Source organism: Jeotgalicoccus nanhaiensis (assembly GCF_015235105.1).
GTDB lineage: Bacteria > Bacillota > Bacilli > Staphylococcales > Salinicoccaceae > Jeotgalicoccus > Jeotgalicoccus nanhaiensis.
On the sequence record NZ_JADGLW010000003.1, the window covers coordinates 393,600 to 410,734 of the forward strand.

Annotated in this window: 24 protein-coding genes; 16 read left to right on the plus strand and 8 right to left on the minus strand. The window is 42.6% G+C overall.

From position 1 onward, the window contains the following. The first annotated feature begins 68 nt into the window (after nt 1–68). Nucleotides 69–1,181, plus strand: coding sequence for an HAD hydrolase-like protein (locus tag IR135_RS06500; protein WP_135097859.1), 1,113 nt, complete (start codon nt 69–71; stop codon nt 1,179–1,181). 444 nt (nt 1,182–1,625) lie between these two features. Here IR135_RS06500 and serA read toward each other — a convergent pair whose 3' ends face one another. From serA to IR135_RS06520, 4 genes are all read right to left on the minus strand, one after another. Further along, nucleotides 1,626–3,221 (minus strand): phosphoglycerate dehydrogenase, encoded by a 1,596-nt coding sequence (gene serA, locus IR135_RS06505; RefSeq protein ID WP_135097861.1) that lies wholly within the window; start codon nt 3,219–3,221, stop codon nt 1,626–1,628. Beyond that, nucleotides 3,208–4,356, minus strand: coding sequence for a pyridoxal-phosphate-dependent aminotransferase family protein (locus tag IR135_RS06510; RefSeq protein WP_194194252.1), 1,149 nt, complete (start codon nt 4,354–4,356; stop codon nt 3,208–3,210). The genes serA and IR135_RS06510 overlap by 14 nt, the downstream gene beginning before the upstream one ends. Before the next feature lie 59 nt (nt 4,357–4,415). Then, nucleotides 4,416–5,468 carry an AAA family ATPase gene (locus tag IR135_RS06515; RefSeq protein WP_135097863.1) on the minus strand — a complete coding sequence of 351 codons (1,053 nt, stop codon included), beginning with the start codon at nt 5,466–5,468 and terminating at the stop codon, nt 4,416–4,418. 71 nt (nt 5,469–5,539) lie between these two features. Then, entirely contained in the window at nt 5,540–5,788 is a 249-nt protein-coding gene (locus IR135_RS06520) for a hypothetical protein (protein WP_135097865.1), read from the minus strand. Between the two features lie 65 nt (nt 5,789–5,853). Between IR135_RS06520 and IR135_RS06525 the strand changes: the two genes are divergently transcribed. Next, nucleotides 5,854–7,107, plus strand: a complete 1,254-nt coding sequence (locus IR135_RS06525) for a lipid II:glycine glycyltransferase FemX (RefSeq protein WP_135097867.1) — start codon at nt 5,854–5,856, stop codon at nt 7,105–7,107. Between the two features lie 43 nt (nt 7,108–7,150). On the opposite strand, the gene IR135_RS06530 is transcribed toward IR135_RS06525, so the two are convergent. Genes IR135_RS06530 through IR135_RS06545 form a run of 4 tightly spaced genes read right to left on the minus strand, consistent with a single transcriptional unit; the run spans nt 7,151 to nt 9,093 of the window. Further along, a complete protein-coding gene (locus IR135_RS06530) occupies nt 7,151–7,426 on the minus strand; it encodes a hypothetical protein (protein ID WP_115884856.1) in 276 nt (91 codons plus the stop codon). A 12-nt stretch (nt 7,427–7,438) separates the two neighbouring features. Beyond that, on the minus strand, nt 7,439–7,756 hold the full coding sequence (mspA, locus tag IR135_RS06535) for a membrane stabilizing protein MspA (protein ID WP_115884855.1): 318 nt from the start codon (nt 7,754–7,756) through the stop codon (nt 7,439–7,441). Then, nucleotides 7,753–8,907 (minus strand): MFS transporter, encoded by a 1,155-nt coding sequence (locus tag IR135_RS06540; protein WP_135097869.1) that lies wholly within the window; start codon nt 8,905–8,907, stop codon nt 7,753–7,755. Before IR135_RS06540 ends, mspA begins: the two co-directional genes overlap by 4 nt. 18 nt (nt 8,908–8,925) lie before the next feature. Continuing rightward, nucleotides 8,926–9,093, minus strand: a complete 168-nt coding sequence (locus IR135_RS06545; RefSeq protein WP_162842284.1) for an SE1832 family protein — start codon at nt 9,091–9,093, stop codon at nt 8,926–8,928. A 217-nt stretch (nt 9,094–9,310) separates the two neighbouring features. On the opposite strand from IR135_RS06545, the gene IR135_RS06550 reads away from it, so the two are divergent. From IR135_RS06550 to rplN, 14 genes are all read left to right on the plus strand, one after another. Continuing rightward, nucleotides 9,311–9,949, plus strand: a complete 639-nt coding sequence (locus IR135_RS06550; protein ID WP_228063447.1) for a YczE/YyaS/YitT family protein — start codon at nt 9,311–9,313, stop codon at nt 9,947–9,949. Nucleotides 9,950–9,972: 23 nt separating this feature from the next. Continuing rightward, entirely contained in the window at nt 9,973–11,304 is a 1,332-nt protein-coding gene (locus IR135_RS06555) for an NCS2 family permease (RefSeq protein ID WP_135097873.1), read from the plus strand. A gap of 293 nt (nt 11,305–11,597) precedes the next feature. Then, the gene (rpsJ, locus tag IR135_RS06560) at nt 11,598–11,906 is read left to right on the plus strand and encodes a 30S ribosomal protein S10 (RefSeq protein WP_026859110.1); all 309 of its coding nucleotides are present in this window, start codon (nt 11,598–11,600) and stop codon (nt 11,904–11,906) included. Nucleotides 11,907–11,928: 22 nt separating this feature from the next. Next, complete coding sequence (rplC, locus tag IR135_RS06565) at nt 11,929–12,591, plus strand: 50S ribosomal protein L3 (RefSeq protein ID WP_115884851.1); 663 nt, start codon at nt 11,929–11,931, stop codon at nt 12,589–12,591. Nucleotides 12,592–12,612: 21 nt separating this feature from the next. Continuing rightward, entirely contained in the window at nt 12,613–13,233 is a 621-nt protein-coding gene (gene rplD, locus IR135_RS06570) for a 50S ribosomal protein L4 (RefSeq protein ID WP_115884850.1), read from the plus strand. Then, a complete protein-coding gene (gene rplW / locus IR135_RS06575; RefSeq protein ID WP_115884849.1) occupies nt 13,233–13,505 on the plus strand; it encodes a 50S ribosomal protein L23 in 273 nt (90 codons plus the stop codon). The genes rplD and rplW overlap by 1 nt, the downstream gene beginning before the upstream one ends. Before the next feature lie 35 nt (nt 13,506–13,540). Beyond that, nucleotides 13,541–14,371: a 50S ribosomal protein L2 gene (rplB, locus tag IR135_RS06580; RefSeq protein WP_135097875.1), complete on the plus strand. Its 831-nt coding sequence runs from the start codon at nt 13,541–13,543 to the stop codon at nt 14,369–14,371. Between the two features lie 54 nt (nt 14,372–14,425). After that, nucleotides 14,426–14,701, plus strand: a complete 276-nt coding sequence (gene rpsS, locus IR135_RS06585) for a 30S ribosomal protein S19 (protein WP_092595648.1) — start codon at nt 14,426–14,428, stop codon at nt 14,699–14,701. 35 nt (nt 14,702–14,736) lie between these two features. Next, a complete protein-coding gene (gene rplV / locus IR135_RS06590; RefSeq protein ID WP_115884847.1) occupies nt 14,737–15,120 on the plus strand; it encodes a 50S ribosomal protein L22 in 384 nt (127 codons plus the stop codon). A 21-nt stretch (nt 15,121–15,141) separates the two neighbouring features. Beyond that, nucleotides 15,142–15,783, plus strand: a complete 642-nt coding sequence (gene rpsC, locus IR135_RS06595) for a 30S ribosomal protein S3 (RefSeq protein ID WP_135097877.1) — start codon at nt 15,142–15,144, stop codon at nt 15,781–15,783. A gap of 17 nt (nt 15,784–15,800) precedes the next feature. Further along, complete coding sequence (gene rplP / locus IR135_RS06600; protein ID WP_115884845.1) at nt 15,801–16,235, plus strand: 50S ribosomal protein L16; 435 nt, start codon at nt 15,801–15,803, stop codon at nt 16,233–16,235. Continuing rightward, a complete protein-coding gene (gene rpmC, locus IR135_RS06605; protein WP_026859101.1) occupies nt 16,225–16,434 on the plus strand; it encodes a 50S ribosomal protein L29 in 210 nt (69 codons plus the stop codon). The genes rplP and rpmC overlap by 11 nt, the downstream gene beginning before the upstream one ends. Nucleotides 16,435–16,452: 18 nt before the next feature. Continuing rightward, nucleotides 16,453–16,716, plus strand: coding sequence for a 30S ribosomal protein S17 (gene rpsQ / locus IR135_RS06610; protein ID WP_115884844.1), 264 nt, complete (start codon nt 16,453–16,455; stop codon nt 16,714–16,716). A gap of 30 nt (nt 16,717–16,746) precedes the next feature. Then, nucleotides 16,747–17,121 (plus strand): 50S ribosomal protein L14, encoded by a 375-nt coding sequence (gene rplN / locus IR135_RS06615; RefSeq protein ID WP_115884843.1) that lies wholly within the window; start codon nt 16,747–16,749, stop codon nt 17,119–17,121. Nucleotides 17,122–17,135: the final 14 nt, after the last annotated feature.

The following is a 17,135-nucleotide window of genomic DNA, read 5'->3' on the forward strand; positions in this document are numbered from 1 at the left end:
TAAATAGTCGACAATAGTAAGGCGGTGTGAGAAACTGAAAATACATAAAAAATTACTGGAGTGTTATTATGACAACGATTCTGTTTGATGTTGACGGTGTATTTTTAAGTGAAGAAAGATGTTTTGATGTTTCTGCACTGACAGTTGAGGAATTGCTGTACAGTCCGCGTTATTTAAATTTAGATGGCCGAAAATTCGTAACGGATTATACAGAGGGCGAAATTAAAGATATCCGGAGAACGATTTTTGCTGATGATCAGGTGCTGAAACGCTTTAAGGAAGCAGGACTGAATTCAAACTGGGATATGCTGTTTATTACCTTTGCAATTATGTACATAGATATATTGAAACAGGAAAACTTAAATCTGGCTGATGTCGACGTGACGAATTTAAATGAAGTCGGAGATATGCTCGGAGAAGTATCTGTAAATCCGGAAGCAGTGCTTGAATTTATTTCCCGGGAAAATTTCACTAAAGATGAAATTTACAGTGCTTTAATGAACTATGCCGGAACACTTCAGAATTTGAAAGATCCGAAAGACTTCAGTATGTACGGTCCGATATGGGAGCAGGGACACTTTAAATATCAGGAATGGTATTTAGGCAGTGAGCTTGTTGAAGCGGACACCGGCAAACCTGCTGAAGAACTGCAGAAACCGGGATTTATTTACGATGAAGAGTGGATTGTTGAACCGTCCTTGATTAAAGAAATGCTCGATGGACTGAAAGTAAAAGGCTACACAGTGGGTGTTGCCACAGGAAGGCCAAGACAGGAAACGCTTCTGCCGTTTGAAGAAGGCGGCCTGCTGGAAGTATTCGATGAACGCCGTATTTCAACTGCAAGTGAAGTGATGGAAGCGGAAGATAGAAATACTGCCGGTCATGCGCTGACAAAGCCGCACCCTTTCAGCTACTTATGGAGTCTGTATGTGCAGAACGATGCACTGTTTGAAGCAGCTGTTGACGGAAAAAACAAGAGCGATGAACAAATTTTTATCGTGGGTGACTCCGTAGCAGATTTTTACTGCGCCGATAAGATTGGGGCAGTATTTATTGCAACGCTGACAGGACTTACAGGACGTGAAATTATTGGTACATTTGAAGAGCTGAATGTACCGGAACAGCAGATGCTGAAAGATGTACTGGATGTTCCCGATGCTGTGGAACGCTTAATTAAATAAAAAGAAGCTGGGCTGGGGTACACATGAGATTCATTCATGCCAACCCTGGAGAGCTGGGGTACACATGAGCTTCCTTCATGCCAACCCTGGAGAGCTGGGGTACACATGAGCTTCCTTCATGCCAACCCTGGAGAGCTGGGATACATATGAGCTTCTGTCATGCCAACCCTGGAGAGCTGGGATACATATGAGCTTCTGTCATGCCAACCCCAAGGAGCTGGGATACACATGAAACCCCGTCATGCCACCCCCAAGAAGCTCGGATACACATGAAACCCTGTCACGCAAACCTAAGGACCGGGCATTTACTCTCATGATAGTAGACTTGTCCGGCGATCGGTTTTTAATATATTTTATTCTATAAAAATAGGCTTGGAAATCTTAAACTTAAGATTTCCAAGCCATTTCTCTTATTGTTTCAAAACTTTTATTCCAGTCTCTTTTTTATCCGAGCTTAATCGTGTGGACTTTATGGATGTTTGGTATTTCTTTTATTTTTTCATAAGTTGCTTCCAGGACCTGGTTATCCAATATAAACAGAACCATGGCGTCGCCTTCCTTAGACAGCCGGGCCAGCTGCATAGAAGCGATATTCACTGAATCTTCGCCAAGTAGTGCCCCAAGTTCTCCGATAATACCGGGGCGGTCCGTGTGCTCTATAATGAGTATATTTTCTTCCGGTTTAAAGTCGATAGGATATTCGTTAATTTTTACGAGACGTTCTCCGTAGCCTGGGATAGTCGAGGCGCCGAGAGTAACGTGTTCGTTATCGTTGATAAGTTCAACTTCCAGATAGTTTGTGTAGCCGTCCGCTTTTGCTTTCTTCTCAACCTTGTAAGTTACATCCCGCTCATTTAAGTAGTACAGAGCGTTAATAATATTCACTTCGTCGCCGAAATGGGGTTTTAGCATGTTAGTCACGAAAGTACGTGTCAGAATACTCGTATCATCTACCGCGATATCTCCATGATATTTGATTTTAATCTCCTGCGGCGGATTGTCGAGGAGCTGAATGCCGAACTGTCCCAAATGTTTCACGATAGACATATAAGGTTTCAATTCTTCTGTGACAGAACTGCTGACTCGCGGTGCATTGACAGCATGAGTAATCTTATCGTCTTCAAAGTACTCGATAATTTCCTTCGATACACTGACGGCAACTTTTTCCTGAGCTTCAGCTGTAGAAGCTCCGAGATGCGGTGTTACCACAGTGCGGCGATGTGTCAGGAGTGCAGTGTTTTCCGGCGGCTCGGTAACAAATACATCGAGTGCGGCACCTTTTACAATGCCTGCATCAAGTGCTTCAAGTAAATCATCCTCATCGATAATCCCTCCGCGTGCCACATTAATAAGGTAGACACCACTCTTCTTACATTTGCTGAAGAAGTCTGCACCGACAATACCTTTGGTCTGAGGTGTCAGCGGTGTATGTACAGTGATAAAATCTGCTGCAGCTGCCAGTTCATCAACTTCCATTTTAAGGATTTCGTTGTCACGGGCTTTTTCATCAGATAGGTACGGATCAAATGCTGCAATTTTCATACCGAAACTTTTGGCACGTCTCGCAACGCCGAAGCCGATTTTTCCTGCGCCGATAATACCGAGAGTTTTGCCGTAAAGCTCCACTCCTTTATGAGCGCCACGGTTCCATGTACCATCTGTCAGCTCTTTATATGCTTCAGGAATATCGCGTGCCATCGACAGCATCATAGCGAGCGTATGTTCAGTGGCTGAAATAGTATTGCCTTCAGGAGCGTTGACGACAATTACACCATGTTTGGTGGCTGCATCAATATCGATGTTATCAACGCCTACGCCTGCACGTGCAATCATCTTAAGTTTCTTCGCATGCTGGATAATACGTTCTGTAATTTTAGTCTGGCTTCGGACTATTGCTGCATCAAAATCATGGATTATATCGATAATCTGCGCTTCCGATAAGCCTTCCTGACGTGTAACTCTGAAGTTATCATTATCAATAAGTGCCTGTATCCCATCCTGGCTGACAGGGTCCAGTACGATTACGTTATGCTTGGTCATATAAACTCTCCTGGGCGGCAGTTAATGCTTTGCCGTAGTAGTTTTTGCTGCGCAGTCTGCTTAGAATATCTTCAAGGGCACTTAATATAGCGAGCATATCTTTCGGGAACATAAAGCCCATGTGGCCGATACGGATAATTTTTCCGGCGAGGTCTTTCTGACCGCCTGCTACCGAAATATGATAATCCTTTTCAAGCGTGTCTTTAATATGCGAAATCTCTTCAGGTGTCGAGGTGACGGCTGTTACTGTCGGCGAAGCCGCTGCTTCTTTGACGAAAAGTTCCAGCTCCAGCGCTTCAATGCCGCGGCGGAGCATTTTCTGCATTTTTTTATGGCGTACAAATACTTCTTCAATTGTTTCTTCGTGTATCATATCGAGAACATCCTCGAGCCCCTGGTACAGAGTGACTGCAGGTGTCTGCGGTGTGTAATCAACTTCGAGAGACTTAAAATACATTTTTAAATCCAGATAGTAGCGGCCATGACGAGAGTTATTTACTTTTTTTACAGCTCTGTCGTTCAGCGCAACAAATGCAAGTCCCGGAGGAAGCATCAGCGCTTTTTGGCTGCCCGACACGATGCAGTCGATTTTATCTCGCTGCATATTCATATCTGCGCCGCCGAGGGCACTGACCGCATCTACGATAAACAGCGTTTCTTCATTATAATTGTGAACGACATCAGCCAGTTCAGACAGCGGATGCAGAACCGAGGTGGAAGTCTCGCATGCCTGAGTAAATACTGCAGTAACATTATCGAGTCCGTTAAGATATTCTTTAAAAGCTTTTGGATCAGCCGCTTCTCCCCATTTCACATCATAGATATGAACATTAAAGTTATAGCGTCCGGCAATATCGGCAAACTTGCCGCCGAATACGCCGCTGACAATTAAAACAACTGTATCGCCGTCATCAACAAGGTTAACCATAGCAGCTTCAAGTGCGCTGGTGCCTGATGAAGTCAATATAGCAACGGGATTATCTGTACCAAATAAAGGTTTCAGTTTTTCCTGAATGCCGGCTGACATTTCTTTGAAGCGGCTTGTTCTGTGACCGAAAATACCCTGGGACATTGCTTGATACGTGCGTCGGGCCACCGGAGTTGGTCCCGGTGTTAGCAGCAGTTCTTCTTGCATAGCGATTCCTCCTGTATAAACGAATAGTAAATTACATTATAACAGAAAAATCATTAAATTCAGTTACCTTTTCCTTTTTCTAAAATTTCATCGATCAGCGCATGAGCACGGTTGTAATTCTCAAGATATGTATCATTTAAAATGACCGCATGGTTCATTAAATTATAATGTTCCAGCTGTTCGAGAAGCAGACTGTAAAATTTACGGTCGTAATCTGATGAGTCTTCTGGCGGCGGCATAATCAGAATCAGACTCCATGTCTGCAGATGAATATAATGTTCAAAAATCTGATTGACGTAATCCTGCTCGTCGTGAGCAGCGAGCATATTATGTACTTTTGAGTACAGGACATCGGTATCGGCGAAAAATATTTTGCGTGTTGCATTGGAATGGATATGGCGGCGGTTCAGTTCGAACTGACCGATGCCGATGGCATGAAAATCTTTAGCATCAAGATCGGGTGATTTCAGCTGATGGTCTTCAAAATATTCTTCAGCATATTCGATGGAACAGCTCGTAGAATATCTCCGGGCCAAATCTTCAATGAGCATTGATTTACCGCTGTTTGGAGCGCCGGTAACAAGGACGTTCTGTACAAAGAAGCGGCGGAAAGGACGGGTAACGTAGTCCCAGTTTAATATAGGTGTTTCCCTAATTTCAGTCCCGCTGATACCAAGAATTTTTCTGTCCACCATAGTCATATGAATATCAATCTCCGGCCACTTATCATTGAAGTAACTTTCAAGCGGTTCTATATATTCCCTCTCGCCCATATAAAATGTGGCACTTTCAACATCAAAATCGAGGGCATCTTTAGTTTGACGAATAAGACTTTCGAGCATTTCAAGCCACGGCTGCCAGCCGGCAGGATAACGCGGAATATCTGTTTCGTTGAGTTCAAGGATCGAGACATTGTTGTCGTGCCGGAGCAGCTGGCGCATCGACCGGGTACGGTGTGCCAGATTCATGCCGATCCGGTCGCCCCGATCACCTTCGTAACCGCTAATAATTACAGCGGCATGCTTATTTTCTCTTTTTGCTCTGACAATTTGTTCGAAGTGACCGACGTGACAAGGTGCAAATGTACCAAAATATATACCGAGGTCTCTCATATTTATCTACTCCCTAAACCAGATGATTTCAAAAGAACTGTATACTAAAATATGCTACAATATTGTAGAAATTAAATGTAAATAAGCAGGATGGCAGCAAAATGCAGCAGACCGGTTAGAATCGTTAGGACTGCTATAATTTTAGTACTTTTGGATGCACCGGCAATGAGGAATAATACAGACAGTATAATAGAGATTGCCATGAAAATTATCCTTGTGCTGAGCAGAGCAATGAGCTCATCATGCTGGTAAGAGGTTGAAATATTAATTAAGCTGTAAATGTTAAATGCTGCAAATAAAATTAAAATAATCTGTTTCATTTTTGCACGCTCCCTTTGGGATTTTATTATATCAGAAATAATCGAGAAATGATTGGTGAGAAACTATGGTTGAACTACTGAATATTACAGATGAAATGCACGATGAATTTGTTATGTCCCATCCGTCAGGAGATTTGCTGCAGCTGACATCATGGGCAGGTTCAAAGGAATTAACAGGCTGGTACTCAAGGCGCATAGCTGTCGGGCGGAACGGCAAAGTTGAAGGAGCGGCGCTGCTCCTGTTTAAAAAAGTGCCGAAAACATTTTTCACTATGTGTTATGCCTCCCGGGGTTTCGTCTGTGATTACAAGGACAAAGAAGTTGTCCGCGCACTGCTCGAAGCGGCCAAGAAAATTGCAGCGGATGAAAAGTCCTATACGATTAAAATAGATCCGGACATTCCCGCTGAAGGCAATGAAGATACAATAGAATACCTGAAATCCCTCGGTTTTAAACACCACGGTCTTACAGACGGAATGAGCAAAGATGTTATCCAGCCCCGTACGACGATGGTGACGGATATCAGTGTTGATGATAAACTGCTGCTGCAGAGTTTCGAGCGCAACAACCGCACGAAAGTCCGCAATTCTCTTCGCGCGGGAACGACGGTGTATAAGGCAGCGAGAGAAGAATTGCCTGACTTTGTTAAGCTGATGAAAGAGACCGGCGAACGCGACGGTTTCTTAACGAGAGATATTACTTACTTTGAATCGCTGTATGATAACTTAAATCCAGAAGGCCACATGGAACTGTTTATGGTAAAACTGATGCCGGAAGAAGCTTTGCAGGCTCTTGAAAACGATATTGCCAAGGTGGAAAAAGATATCAGGAAAGCGGAAAAAATTAAAGATGAACAGAAGAAGCAAAATCAGCTTGAAAACTTAAATAAGCGTATGGCAAAAGTTCAGGCGCAGTTTGAAGGCATGAATGAAATTCAGCGTACACATCCGGACGGGGTTCTTTTGTCAGGAGCGCTCTATGCCCAGGCCGGTCATAAATCTTATTACCTCTACGGAGCATCTTCAAACGATTTCAGGGAGTTTCTACCGAATCATCACATGCAGTGGCATATGATGCAGTATGCAAGAGAACACGGGGCAGTGACATATGACTTCGGCGGTGTATCGGTTGAGCCCGATAAAGAGGATGAACATTTTGGGCTGTGGCAATTTAAAAAAGTATGGGGCACAGAAGTATCAGATAAAATTGGTGAATTTGATTATGTAATAAACCGTCCTCTGTATACCATGGCGGAAGTGATGTTTCCGCTGTTCCAGAAAAGTAAAATGCAGCTGAATAGAATACTTAAAAGAAGATAATAGTAAAAAAGATCCATCCGGGTACTCCGGATGGATCTTTCGCTTATAAATAATAAGGCTGCATTATAGCAATATACAATATAAACAGCACGGACGCACACGAGATAATAATCAGCGCGAGTGAAAAGTAAGAGTGCATATTCCGGCTTTCATTCAGATGAGGCTCTGAGCGGAAAGCCCGGATGCCTGTAATAATAGCCAGCGCTGCGAGAGTGAACCAGATATAAATGTTGTAGAAAATAATGCCGTCGTTAATCGAATAATTTATAAAGAACAGTATCTGTATTAACATCAGCAGTATTAGGATAACACGTCTCATGTACACATCTCCTTACAGCGTGAGCAGTATTATTATAAGTACAAGCGCCATCGTCAGCGTAAAGGCATGAACTAAAAATAAATTTTCGCGGTCGCCTTTTGATTCTTTAAAAGCTGTAATTTCAACTGACAGAACAATACATAAAGAAAGTGCCAGTACGATAAAAATATCCGGGCTGGTCAGTGACAGACTGAATGTAATTGTCATCATTAAAAATGCAGCGCCGGAAATATAACGTGCAACGTCAAGAACGCGCGACCGCATATTTAAAATGGTAGCAGCACTGATAACGATATAAATTAAAAGCATGAGGAGCGTTAGTAAGGTCATGCGGCTCTCCCTCGTTTTCTATAATATTGAAAAATAAAATGTGTAGACAGCACAGTCATCAGCGCACCGAAATAAAACGGCAGGCCGGCAGATACTAAGAACAGTGCGTTAAATATAAGCGGCCCGCATATTCTACCGAGACTGTCGAGAGAATATGTCGTTGCTGTAACGCGTCCCATATCATGGGCAGATGCTTCTTTCGTAATCTGTGATGTCATTAATGTTTTTGCGAGTGCGTTGCCTGTCATAAGCAGCACAATACAGATTCCTGCGTAGACAAGTCCGGTCATAAACGGCAGCATGATAAAGGCAATAACTGCCATAATTTGTCCGGCAACCATTGCTTTTTTCTCCTGGCCGTCCTTCAGCTTTCTTATATACACTCCTTGAGTCAGCGCATTGAATATTCCGCCGATGAAAAACAGTACACCCATTTCTGTCGGTGTAATATCAATGCGGTCCTGTCCGAGCAGCTGGAAAGTACTTTCCATCCCGCTCATGAAAAACATTACGAAAAAAGTGCCGATCATCAGTATGCCAATCGGCTGCGTGAAGTAATCAGCGGCGAGGGTAATTTTCTTCGGTGCCTGCTGTGTTGACTGACGATATGTTTCAGAGACTTTAAAGAAGCTGAAAATCAAGGCGCCGGTAATCACGATTGTCGTCATGTAGTAGGCAAAACTTAAAGAGATGCCGGCGAGAATTCCTCCGACACCCGGGCCGAAAATAAAGCCGAGACCAATGCACATACCGACAAGGCCCATGTATTTTGTACGCTCTTCACGAGTTGTAATATCTGCAACCATGCTCGTTGTGGCGGTATAAAGTGCGCCTGAAGCGGCACCCCCAATAATTCTGCTTATATACAGTACGGTTAAATTATCGATGAATAAACCGAAAATTAAAAAGCTGAGTGCAAAAGCAGCGAGCCCTCCGAGCAGAAGCGGACGTCTGCCGACTTTATCCGACAGCCGCCCGAAGAACGGTGCCGAAAGAAAACTTGCAAGTGAATAAACTGCAAGCAGCAGCCCCATATGTATCGTATTGACACCGAGCTGATTCACAAGTTCGGGAATGACGGGGATAATCATACTGAATCCGAAATAGATTAAAAATTGAATGATCATAATCAGGGTAATCATTCGTTTCATTATATACACGTCCTGAAATTACTTATTTTTTAGCGCCTGGCGAACTTCTTTAATTTGCTGTTCGAGGTCGTGAAGACGGTCAGTCATTTTCGCAGTTGGATGACCAGTTGACTCAATTTTTTCCAAATCACCCTGAAGGTGAACATATTCATACTTTAACTCCTGCAATTTGCTTTCCAAATCCATTTTTACCACCACCTAAACTTAATTAATATCATATCATAAAAGTGGAGTTCTAATTGTGATGAGAAAGCAATAAATTTTAGACAAACGTTAACGTTAAAAAAAATGTAAATGTACGGTTTTAGCATGGATTAATATAAAAAAAGGTGTATAATATACTTGTATTTGAGATTTAATCCAACTGGTAAAATTTATGCTTATTATACATAGGAGTGATAATTTGTCGCACAGCTTTATTAAGCGTTGCCTGTTTTACTTTGCGGGTTTAATCATATTATCGGTCGGTGTAGCGATGCAGGTCAAAGGTTTCGTTATGGGGCTGTCTCCCTGGGATGTACTGCATTTTGGCCTGTGGCAATCACTCGGACTGACATTCGGAAGCTGGTCGGTTATCGTCGGCATTGGAATAGTTATTGCAACTTCGCTGATTTTAAAAGCTCTTCCTAAAGGAGGAGTTTACGTCAATCTGGTAACGATCGGTGCATTCATCGACTTTTTTGTCTGGATACTGCCGGATGCGGAAGCCTGGCCGGCACAGGCACTATTTTTTACAGCGGGTGTATTTATTGCAGCCTTTGGTTCGGCTTTTTACATGACACCGAATTTAGGAGCGGGACCGAGAGATTCGCTAATGATGGTGCTGGTCATGAAGTTTAATTTAAGAATGGCGAGAGCGCGGTTTTTAATGGAGCTTACAGTTGCTGTACTTGGCCTTATACTTGGCGGACCGGTATTTATTGGTACGGTGCTGATTGTGCTTTTTTACGGCAGAATTATCGAAATGTTTTTCCCTTATACAAGGGAACTGCTGATTCGTTTTATCGGTTACGATGATCCGAAGATTATACAATTTAAATAATCATTATATGATTGGAGTTTGTTATGAAAAAGTTTTTTGGATTCGATGAACTGGACACTAATTTTAAAAAGGAAATTATCGGGGGACTGACGACGTTTCTGTCGATGGCTTACATTCTTGCAGTAAACCCTTCAATTTTGTCACTGCAGGGTATAGAGGGTGTACCCGATGAAATGAAGATGGATATTAATGCCGTCTTCGTGGCAACGTGTCTTGCCGCTTTTGTCGGCTGTCTTTTTATGGGCGTTATTGCGAAGTATCCCATCGCTTTAGCACCGGGCATGGGGCTGAACGCGTTCTTCGCTTTTACAGTTGTGCTGACGATGGGTATTCCATGGCAGACTGCTTTGACCGGCGTTCTCTTCTCCGGAGTAATATTCGTACTGCTGACATTGACCGGACTTCGCGAATACATAATTAATGCCATTCCGATGGAAATGAAAATGGCGGTCAGTGCCGGTATCGGATTCTTTATTACATTCGTTGGACTTCAGTCCTCAGGTATTATCGCAGGAGATGATGCGACATTAATCAGCCTCGGCGATGTTCAAAGCGGCGGTGTGCTGCTGACTTTTGCAGGACTCGTTATTACCGTTATTCTAATGACTAAAAAAGTGCCGGCTGCAATTTTTATCGGTATGATTGCTACTGCACTTCTCGGTATTATGACAGGGATTGTTCCGCTGCCGTCTGCAATTGTTGGCTCTGTGCCAAGTGTTGCACCGACATTTGGTGCGGCGTTTGAAGGTCTGATGGACTTTGATACAATATTTAATGTGCAGTTTCTAATTGTAGTGCTGACATTCCTGTTTGTGGATTTCTTTGATACTGCAGGAACACTCGTAGGAGTAGCGTCACAAGCCAACCTTATTAAAGACAACAAACTCCCGCGGGCTGGTAAAGCGCTTCTCGCAGATGCATTTGCCACGATTACAGGAGCGATTTTCGGAACATCTACAACTACTTCATATGTAGAGTCTACTGCCGGAGTAGCAGCTGGCGCACGGAGCGGATTTGCTTCGGTGGTCACCGGACTGTTATTCTTATCAGCAATATTTTTTTCACCGCTGATTGTGACATTTACTTCTGAAGTGACAGCGCCTGCACTTATAATAGTAGGAATTTTAATGGCATCGAATTTATCTAAGATAAGCTGGGGCAGATTTGAAGTCGCAGTCCCTGCATTCCTGACTGTATTTATGATGCCGCTCACTTACAGTATTGCGACCGGTATCGCTGTCGGATTTATCTTCTATCCGATCACGATGATTATGGCAGGAAAAAGAAAAGAAATTAATCCAATCATGTACGGTTTATTTATAGTATTTATTTTATACTTCATATTCATTAATTAATATCAGAACTGATGCATATATAATAGGAAAATAAAAAAACTTTAAAAAGAGTGAAGAAATCTTTAGATATCTATTGATTTCCTCACTCTTTTGCTGTATCATATCTAACGTTGGACTTAAGCGGACACCAATGTGTCCTGTATACGTGAAGTGCTGATCCAATGCACATCACACATCGATGAAGCGAGAGGTTACTGACACACCCGGCCGCATTGCCATGGCTGATGTGCGAGAAAATTTTCGCGGAGATAGTCTACCATTAATAGGATGACGACCATAAGGAGGTATAAATAATGGCAAAGCAAAAAATTCGTATTCGCTTAAAAGCGTACGACCACAGAGTGCTGGATCAATCAGCAGAGAAAATCGTTGAAACGGCAAAACGTTCAGGTGCAGATGTATCAGGACCGATTCCGTTACCGACTGAGAAAACTATTTACACAGTTATTCGTGCGGTGCACAAATACAAAGATTCACGTGAACAGTTTGAACAGCGTACGCACAAACGTCTTATCGACATTTTAAACCCTACACCTAAAACAGTTGATGCTCTAATGGGCTTAAACTTACCATCAGGCGTAGACATCGAAATCAAGTTATAAATTATAGGAGGTGCGACTTTCGATGACCAAAGGAATCTTAGGTAGAAAAATTGGGATGACTCAAGTTTTCGGTGAAAACGGAGAGCTAATCCCTGTAACAGTAGTTGAAGCTGCAGGAAACGTAGTAGTTCAAAAGAAAACTGAAGAAACAGACGGATATAACGCGATTCAAATCGGATTTGATGACAAACGCGATTATAACGCAAAAGGCAGAAGCAATAAATATGCCAACAAAGCAGAGGCAGGCCATGCTAAAGCATCTGGTGCTGCTCCTAAGCGCTTCATACGCGAATTCAAGAACGTAAACACAGAGGAATTTGACGTAGGTCAAGAAGTCACTGTAGATACATTTGCTGCAGGCGATTTTGTAGACGTAACAGGAACTTCAAAAGGTAAAGGTTTCCAGGGTTCTATCAAACGACACAATTTCAGCCGCGGACCAATGAGTCACGGTTCACGTTACCACAGAGGATCAGGTGCCATGGCTATGGCAGCGAGCCCGTCAAGAGTGTTCAAAGGTAAAAAATTACCTGGACAAATGGGTGGTAAAACGATTACTATGCAAAACTTAGAAATCGTACGTGTTGACGCAGACAAAAATGTTGTTCTTATTAAAGGCAACGTACCAGGACCTAAAAAAGGTTTTGTAAAAATTTCATCATCAATTAAAAAAGGTAACAAGTAATAAGGAAGGGAGGATAAACACATGGCAATCGATGTTTTATCAAAAGAAGGAACTAAAGTAAGTTCTATCGAACTAAACCAGGATGTATTCGGAATCGAACCGAACCAGCATGTACTGTTTGAAGCAGTTCACTTACAGCGTGCATCTCTTAGACAAGGGACACATGCAGTGAAAAACCGCTCAGCTGTACGCGGCGGCGGAAGAAAGCCGTTTAAACAAAAAGGAACAGGTAACGCACGACAAGGTACAATCCGTGCACCGCAGTTCCGCGGAGGCGGCGTTGTATTCGGACCGACTCCAAGATCATACAGCTTCAGCATGCCGAAGAAAATGAGGAAACTTGCACTTCGTTCAGCACTTTCAGCGAAAGTGAATGAAGAAGCACTACAAGTGATTGACCACCTTGAAATGGAAGCGCCAAAAACTAAAGAATTCTTAACAGTTCTTGAAAACCTTGGTGCGGCTAAGAAAGTACTTCTTGTACTTGAAAATAAAGACGAAATCGTTGAAAAATCAGCGCGTAACATCCCAGGTGTTACCGTGTTGACTCCAGCTGGTCTTAACGTACTAGATATCCTTTCTGCTAACCATGTGATCTTCACTGAGGGAGCAATCAAAAAAGCAGAGGAGGTACTTGTATAATGGATGCACGCGACATTATCAAGCGCCCAGTAATCACTGAGCGTTCTGCTGACTTAATGTCAGAAGACAAATACACATTTGATGTAGATGTGAGAGCGAACAAAACTCAAGTTAAACACGCAATTGAAGAAATTTTCGACGTTAAAGTAGACAAAGTAAACATTATGAATGTTAAGCCTAAGAAAAAACGCATGGGCCGTTACGAAGGCTACACAAACAGAAGAAGAAAAGCGATTGTAAAACTTAAAGAAGGTTCAATCGAAATCTTCTAATTAATAATAGATACCAATAAGGAGGTATAACGAGGATGGCAATTAAGAAATATAAGCCTACCACGAATGGTCGTCGTAATATGACTGGTTCGGACTTTGCTGAAATTACTTCAACAACTCCGGAACGTTCATTATTACAGCCGCTGCCGAAAAGAGCGGGACGTAATAACCAGGGTAAAATCACTGTACGTCACCAAGCAGGTGGACACAAACGTCAATACAGAGTCATTGATTTTAAACGTAATAAAGACGGGGTTCCTGCAACAGTAAAAACTATTGAATACGATCCAAACCGTTCAGCTAACATCGCGTTAGTATCATATGCAGATGGTGAAAAGAGATATATCTTAGCACCTAAAGGCATGACAGTTGGAGCAGTAATCATGAGTGGGCCTGAAGCAGATATCAAAACAGGGAACGCATTAGCATTAGCTGATATCCCGGTTGGTACTACAATCCACAATATCGAATTAAAACCGGGTGCCGGCGGACAGATGTCTCGTTCAGCAGGTACAGGTGCACAGCTGTTAGGTAAAGAAGGTAAATACGCGCTGGTAAGATTAGCTTCCGGCGAAGTACGTATGGTTCTCCTTACATGCAGAGCGACAATCGGACAAGTTGGTAACGAGCAGCACGAACTTATCAACATTGGTAAAGCCGGACGCTCTAGATGGAAAGGTAAACGCCCTACAGTACGCGGTTCGGTAATGAACCCTAACGATCACCCTCACGGTGGTGGTGAAGGTAAAGCGCCAATCGGTATGCCATCTCCAGTTTCACCTTGGGGCAAACCAACTCTCGGTAAGAAAACTCGCAGAGGCAAAAACCGTTCGACTAAGTTCATAGTAAGAGGACGTAAGAAATAAGTAATGTAAGTGTGCGGATAAAATCCGCACGCATTATTGGAAGGAGGCGCCTACATGGCACGCAGTCTTAAAAAAGGACCTTTCGTCGATGATCACCTCATGAAAAAAGTAGAGGCTCAGAACGAAGGTAGTAAAAAAAGTGTAATTAAAACATGGTCACGCCGTTCAACGGTTTTCCCGAATTTCATCGGACACACAATCGCTGTATACGACGGACGCAAACATGTACCTGTGTACATCACAGAAGATATGGTTGGCCACAAACTGGGTGAATTTGCACCTACTAGAACTTTCAGAGGTCACGGAAACGATCAGAAAACAAAAAGATAAATAACTAACCATATGCGATAAAGGAGGAAAGACTCATGCAATCGAAAGCTGTTGCTAAAACTGTGAGAATCGCTCCGCGTAAAGTACGCCTTATTCTTGACCTTGTCAGAGGTAAAGAAGTTGGAGAAGCGATTTCAATTCTAAAACTTACAAACAAGAGATCTTCACCGGTAGTGGAGAAATTAGTTAAATCTGCTGTTGCTAACGCAGAACACAACTACGATATGGATATCGACAACCTGTACATTTCAGAAATTTATGCAGACGAAGGTCCAACGCTGAAAAGATTCCGTCCACGTGCCCAGGGCCGTGCTACTAAAATCAACAAGCGTACGAGCCATATCACAGTAGTTGTTGAAGAATATGCAAATGAAACAGAAGTTGAAACTGAAGAAAACCAAGAGACAGAGAACGCTTAATTATATAAGGAGGGAATTAACTTGGGCCAAAAGATAAATCCAATTGGGTTTCGTGTAGGTGTCATTCGTGACTGGGAAGCAAAATGGTATGCAGATAAAAACTTTGCAAGCCTGTTACACGAAGACTTAAAAGTTCGTGAATATATCGAGACTAATCTTAAAGATGCATCAATTTCCAAAGTGGAAATCGAACGTGCAGCAAACCGTGTAAACATTGCACTGCACACAGGTAAACCAGGTATGGTAATTGGTAAAGGCGGTAGTGAAATTAACAAACTCCGTACTGCACTGACTAACTTAACTGGCAAGAAGGTTCATATCAACGTTATTGAAATTAAGAAAGTGGATATGGATGCTAAACTTGTAGCAGAAAATATTGCGCGTCAGCTAGAAAACCGTGTATCTTTCCGTAGAGCACAAAAACAAGCGCTTCAAAGAGCTATTAAATCAGGCGCTAAAGGTATCAGAACACAAGTATCAGGACGTTTAGGCGGTGCCGACATCGCTCGTGCTGAAGGTTACAATGAAGGAACAGTTCCACTTCATACACTTCGTGCAGACATCGATTATGCTCACGAAGAAGCAGACACTACTTACGGTAAGTTAGGTGTCAAGGTATGGATCTACCGTGGAGAAGTTCTTCCTACAAAGAATAATAAATAGTAAGGAGGAAATTTGGAATGTTATTACCAAAAAGAGTTAAATACCGTCGTCAGCACCGTCCAGACACTAAAGGACGTTCAAAAGGCGGAAATCAAGTAAGCTTTGGCGAATACGGACTGCAGGCTACAACAACGTCTTGGATTACTGCAAGACAAATCGAAGCAGCACGTATTGCAATGACACGTTACATGAAACGTGGCGGTAAAGTATGGATCAACATCTTCCCGCACACGCCATATACAAAGAAACCATTAGAAGTACGTATGGGTTCTGGTAAAGGTGCAATTGAAGGCTGGATTGCAGTTGTTAAACCAGGCCGCGTTATGTTTGAAGTTGCGGGTGTTGAAGAAGAAGTAGCGAAAGAAGCTCTTCGTCTTGCAAGTCATAAACTTCCATTAAAAACGAAAGTAGTAAAACGTGAAGAATTAGGTGGTGATACGAATGAAAGCTAAAGAAATCCGTGATTTAACGAATTCCGAAATTGAATCTAATGTTAAAGAATTGAAAGAAGAACTTTTCAATCTGCGCTTTCAGCTAGCTACAGGTCAGCTAGAAAACACTGCTCGTATCAAAGAAGTTAGAAAGACTATCGCTAGAATGAAAACGACGGTTCGCCAGAGAGAGATTGAAGAAGCACAAGCGAATCAATAATTAGAGGAGGTTCAAATCGTGGAAAGAAAAAACGAACGCAAGGTTTACCAGGGCCGCGTCGTATCCGACAAGATGGATAAGACTGTAACGGTACTTGTTGAAACTTACACTAAGCACCCGATCATCGGAAAACGTGTTAAATATTCTAAGAAATATAAAACACATGATGAAAATAACACTGCGAAAATGGGCGACATTGTAAGAATTGAAGAAACACGTCCATTATCTGCGACTAAACGATTCCGTCTAGTTGAGATCGTTAAAGAATCTGTAATTATATAAAATATTTGAAACAGAAGGAGGGAATCACGCATGATTCAGTCAGAGAGCCGTTTGAAGGTAGCTGACAACTCAGGTGCACGTGAAGTGCTAACTATTAAAGTTTTAGGCGGAACAGGCCGTAAAACTGCGAACATCGGTGATGTAATCGTTGCAAGTGTTAAGAATGCAACACCAGGTGGGGTTGTCAAAAAAGGTGAGGTTGTTAAAGCCGTCATCGTCAGAACAAAAACAGGTGTCCGTCGTGAAGATGGTTCATATATTAAATTCGATGAGAACGCATGCGTAATCATCCGTGATACTGATGATAAAGGTCCAAGAGGTACGCGTATTTTCGGACCAGTTGCTCGTGAACTTCGCGAAGGAAACTTCATGAAGATTATCTCATTAGCACCAGAAGTACTATAACCAAAACCGAAGGA

Coding starts and splice junctions, on each gene's coding strand:
- IR135_RS06500 (WP_135097859.1), top strand. CDS start 69: ATGACAACGATTCTGTTTGATGTTGACGGTGTATTTTTAAGTGAAGAA.
- serA (WP_135097861.1), bottom strand. CDS start 3,221: ATGACCAAGCATAACGTAATCGTACTGGACCCTGTCAGCCAGGATGGG.
- IR135_RS06510 (WP_194194252.1), bottom strand. CDS start 4,356: ATGCAAGAAGAACTGCTGCTAACACCGGGACCAACTCCGGTGGCCCGA.
- IR135_RS06515 (WP_135097863.1), bottom strand. CDS start 5,468: ATGAGAGACCTCGGTATATATTTTGGTACATTTGCACCTTGTCACGTC.
- IR135_RS06520 (WP_135097865.1), bottom strand. CDS start 5,788: ATGAAACAGATTATTTTAATTTTATTTGCAGCATTTAACATTTACAGC.
- IR135_RS06525 (WP_135097867.1), top strand. CDS start 5,854: ATGGTTGAACTACTGAATATTACAGATGAAATGCACGATGAATTTGTT.
- IR135_RS06530 (WP_115884856.1), bottom strand. CDS start 7,426: ATGAGACGTGTTATCCTAATACTGCTGATGTTAATACAGATACTGTTC.
- mspA (WP_115884855.1), bottom strand. CDS start 7,756: ATGACCTTACTAACGCTCCTCATGCTTTTAATTTATATCGTTATCAGT.
- IR135_RS06540 (WP_135097869.1), bottom strand. CDS start 8,907: ATGAAACGAATGATTACCCTGATTATGATCATTCAATTTTTAATCTAT.
- IR135_RS06545 (WP_162842284.1), bottom strand. CDS start 9,093: ATGGATTTGGAAAGCAAATTGCAGGAGTTAAAGTATGAATATGTTCAC.
- IR135_RS06555 (WP_135097873.1), top strand. CDS start 9,973: ATGAAAAAGTTTTTTGGATTCGATGAACTGGACACTAATTTTAAAAAG.
- rpsJ (WP_026859110.1), top strand. CDS start 11,598: ATGGCAAAGCAAAAAATTCGTATTCGCTTAAAAGCGTACGACCACAGA.
- rplC (WP_115884851.1), top strand. CDS start 11,929: ATGACCAAAGGAATCTTAGGTAGAAAAATTGGGATGACTCAAGTTTTC.
- rplD (WP_115884850.1), top strand. CDS start 12,613: ATGGCAATCGATGTTTTATCAAAAGAAGGAACTAAAGTAAGTTCTATC.
- rplW (WP_115884849.1), top strand. CDS start 13,233: ATGGATGCACGCGACATTATCAAGCGCCCAGTAATCACTGAGCGTTCT.
- rplB (WP_135097875.1), top strand. CDS start 13,541: ATGGCAATTAAGAAATATAAGCCTACCACGAATGGTCGTCGTAATATG.
- rpsS (WP_092595648.1), top strand. CDS start 14,426: ATGGCACGCAGTCTTAAAAAAGGACCTTTCGTCGATGATCACCTCATG.
- rplV (WP_115884847.1), top strand. CDS start 14,737: ATGCAATCGAAAGCTGTTGCTAAAACTGTGAGAATCGCTCCGCGTAAA.
- rplP (WP_115884845.1), top strand. CDS start 15,801: ATGTTATTACCAAAAAGAGTTAAATACCGTCGTCAGCACCGTCCAGAC.
- rpmC (WP_026859101.1), top strand. CDS start 16,225: ATGAAAGCTAAAGAAATCCGTGATTTAACGAATTCCGAAATTGAATCT.
- rplN (WP_115884843.1), top strand. CDS start 16,747: ATGATTCAGTCAGAGAGCCGTTTGAAGGTAGCTGACAACTCAGGTGCA.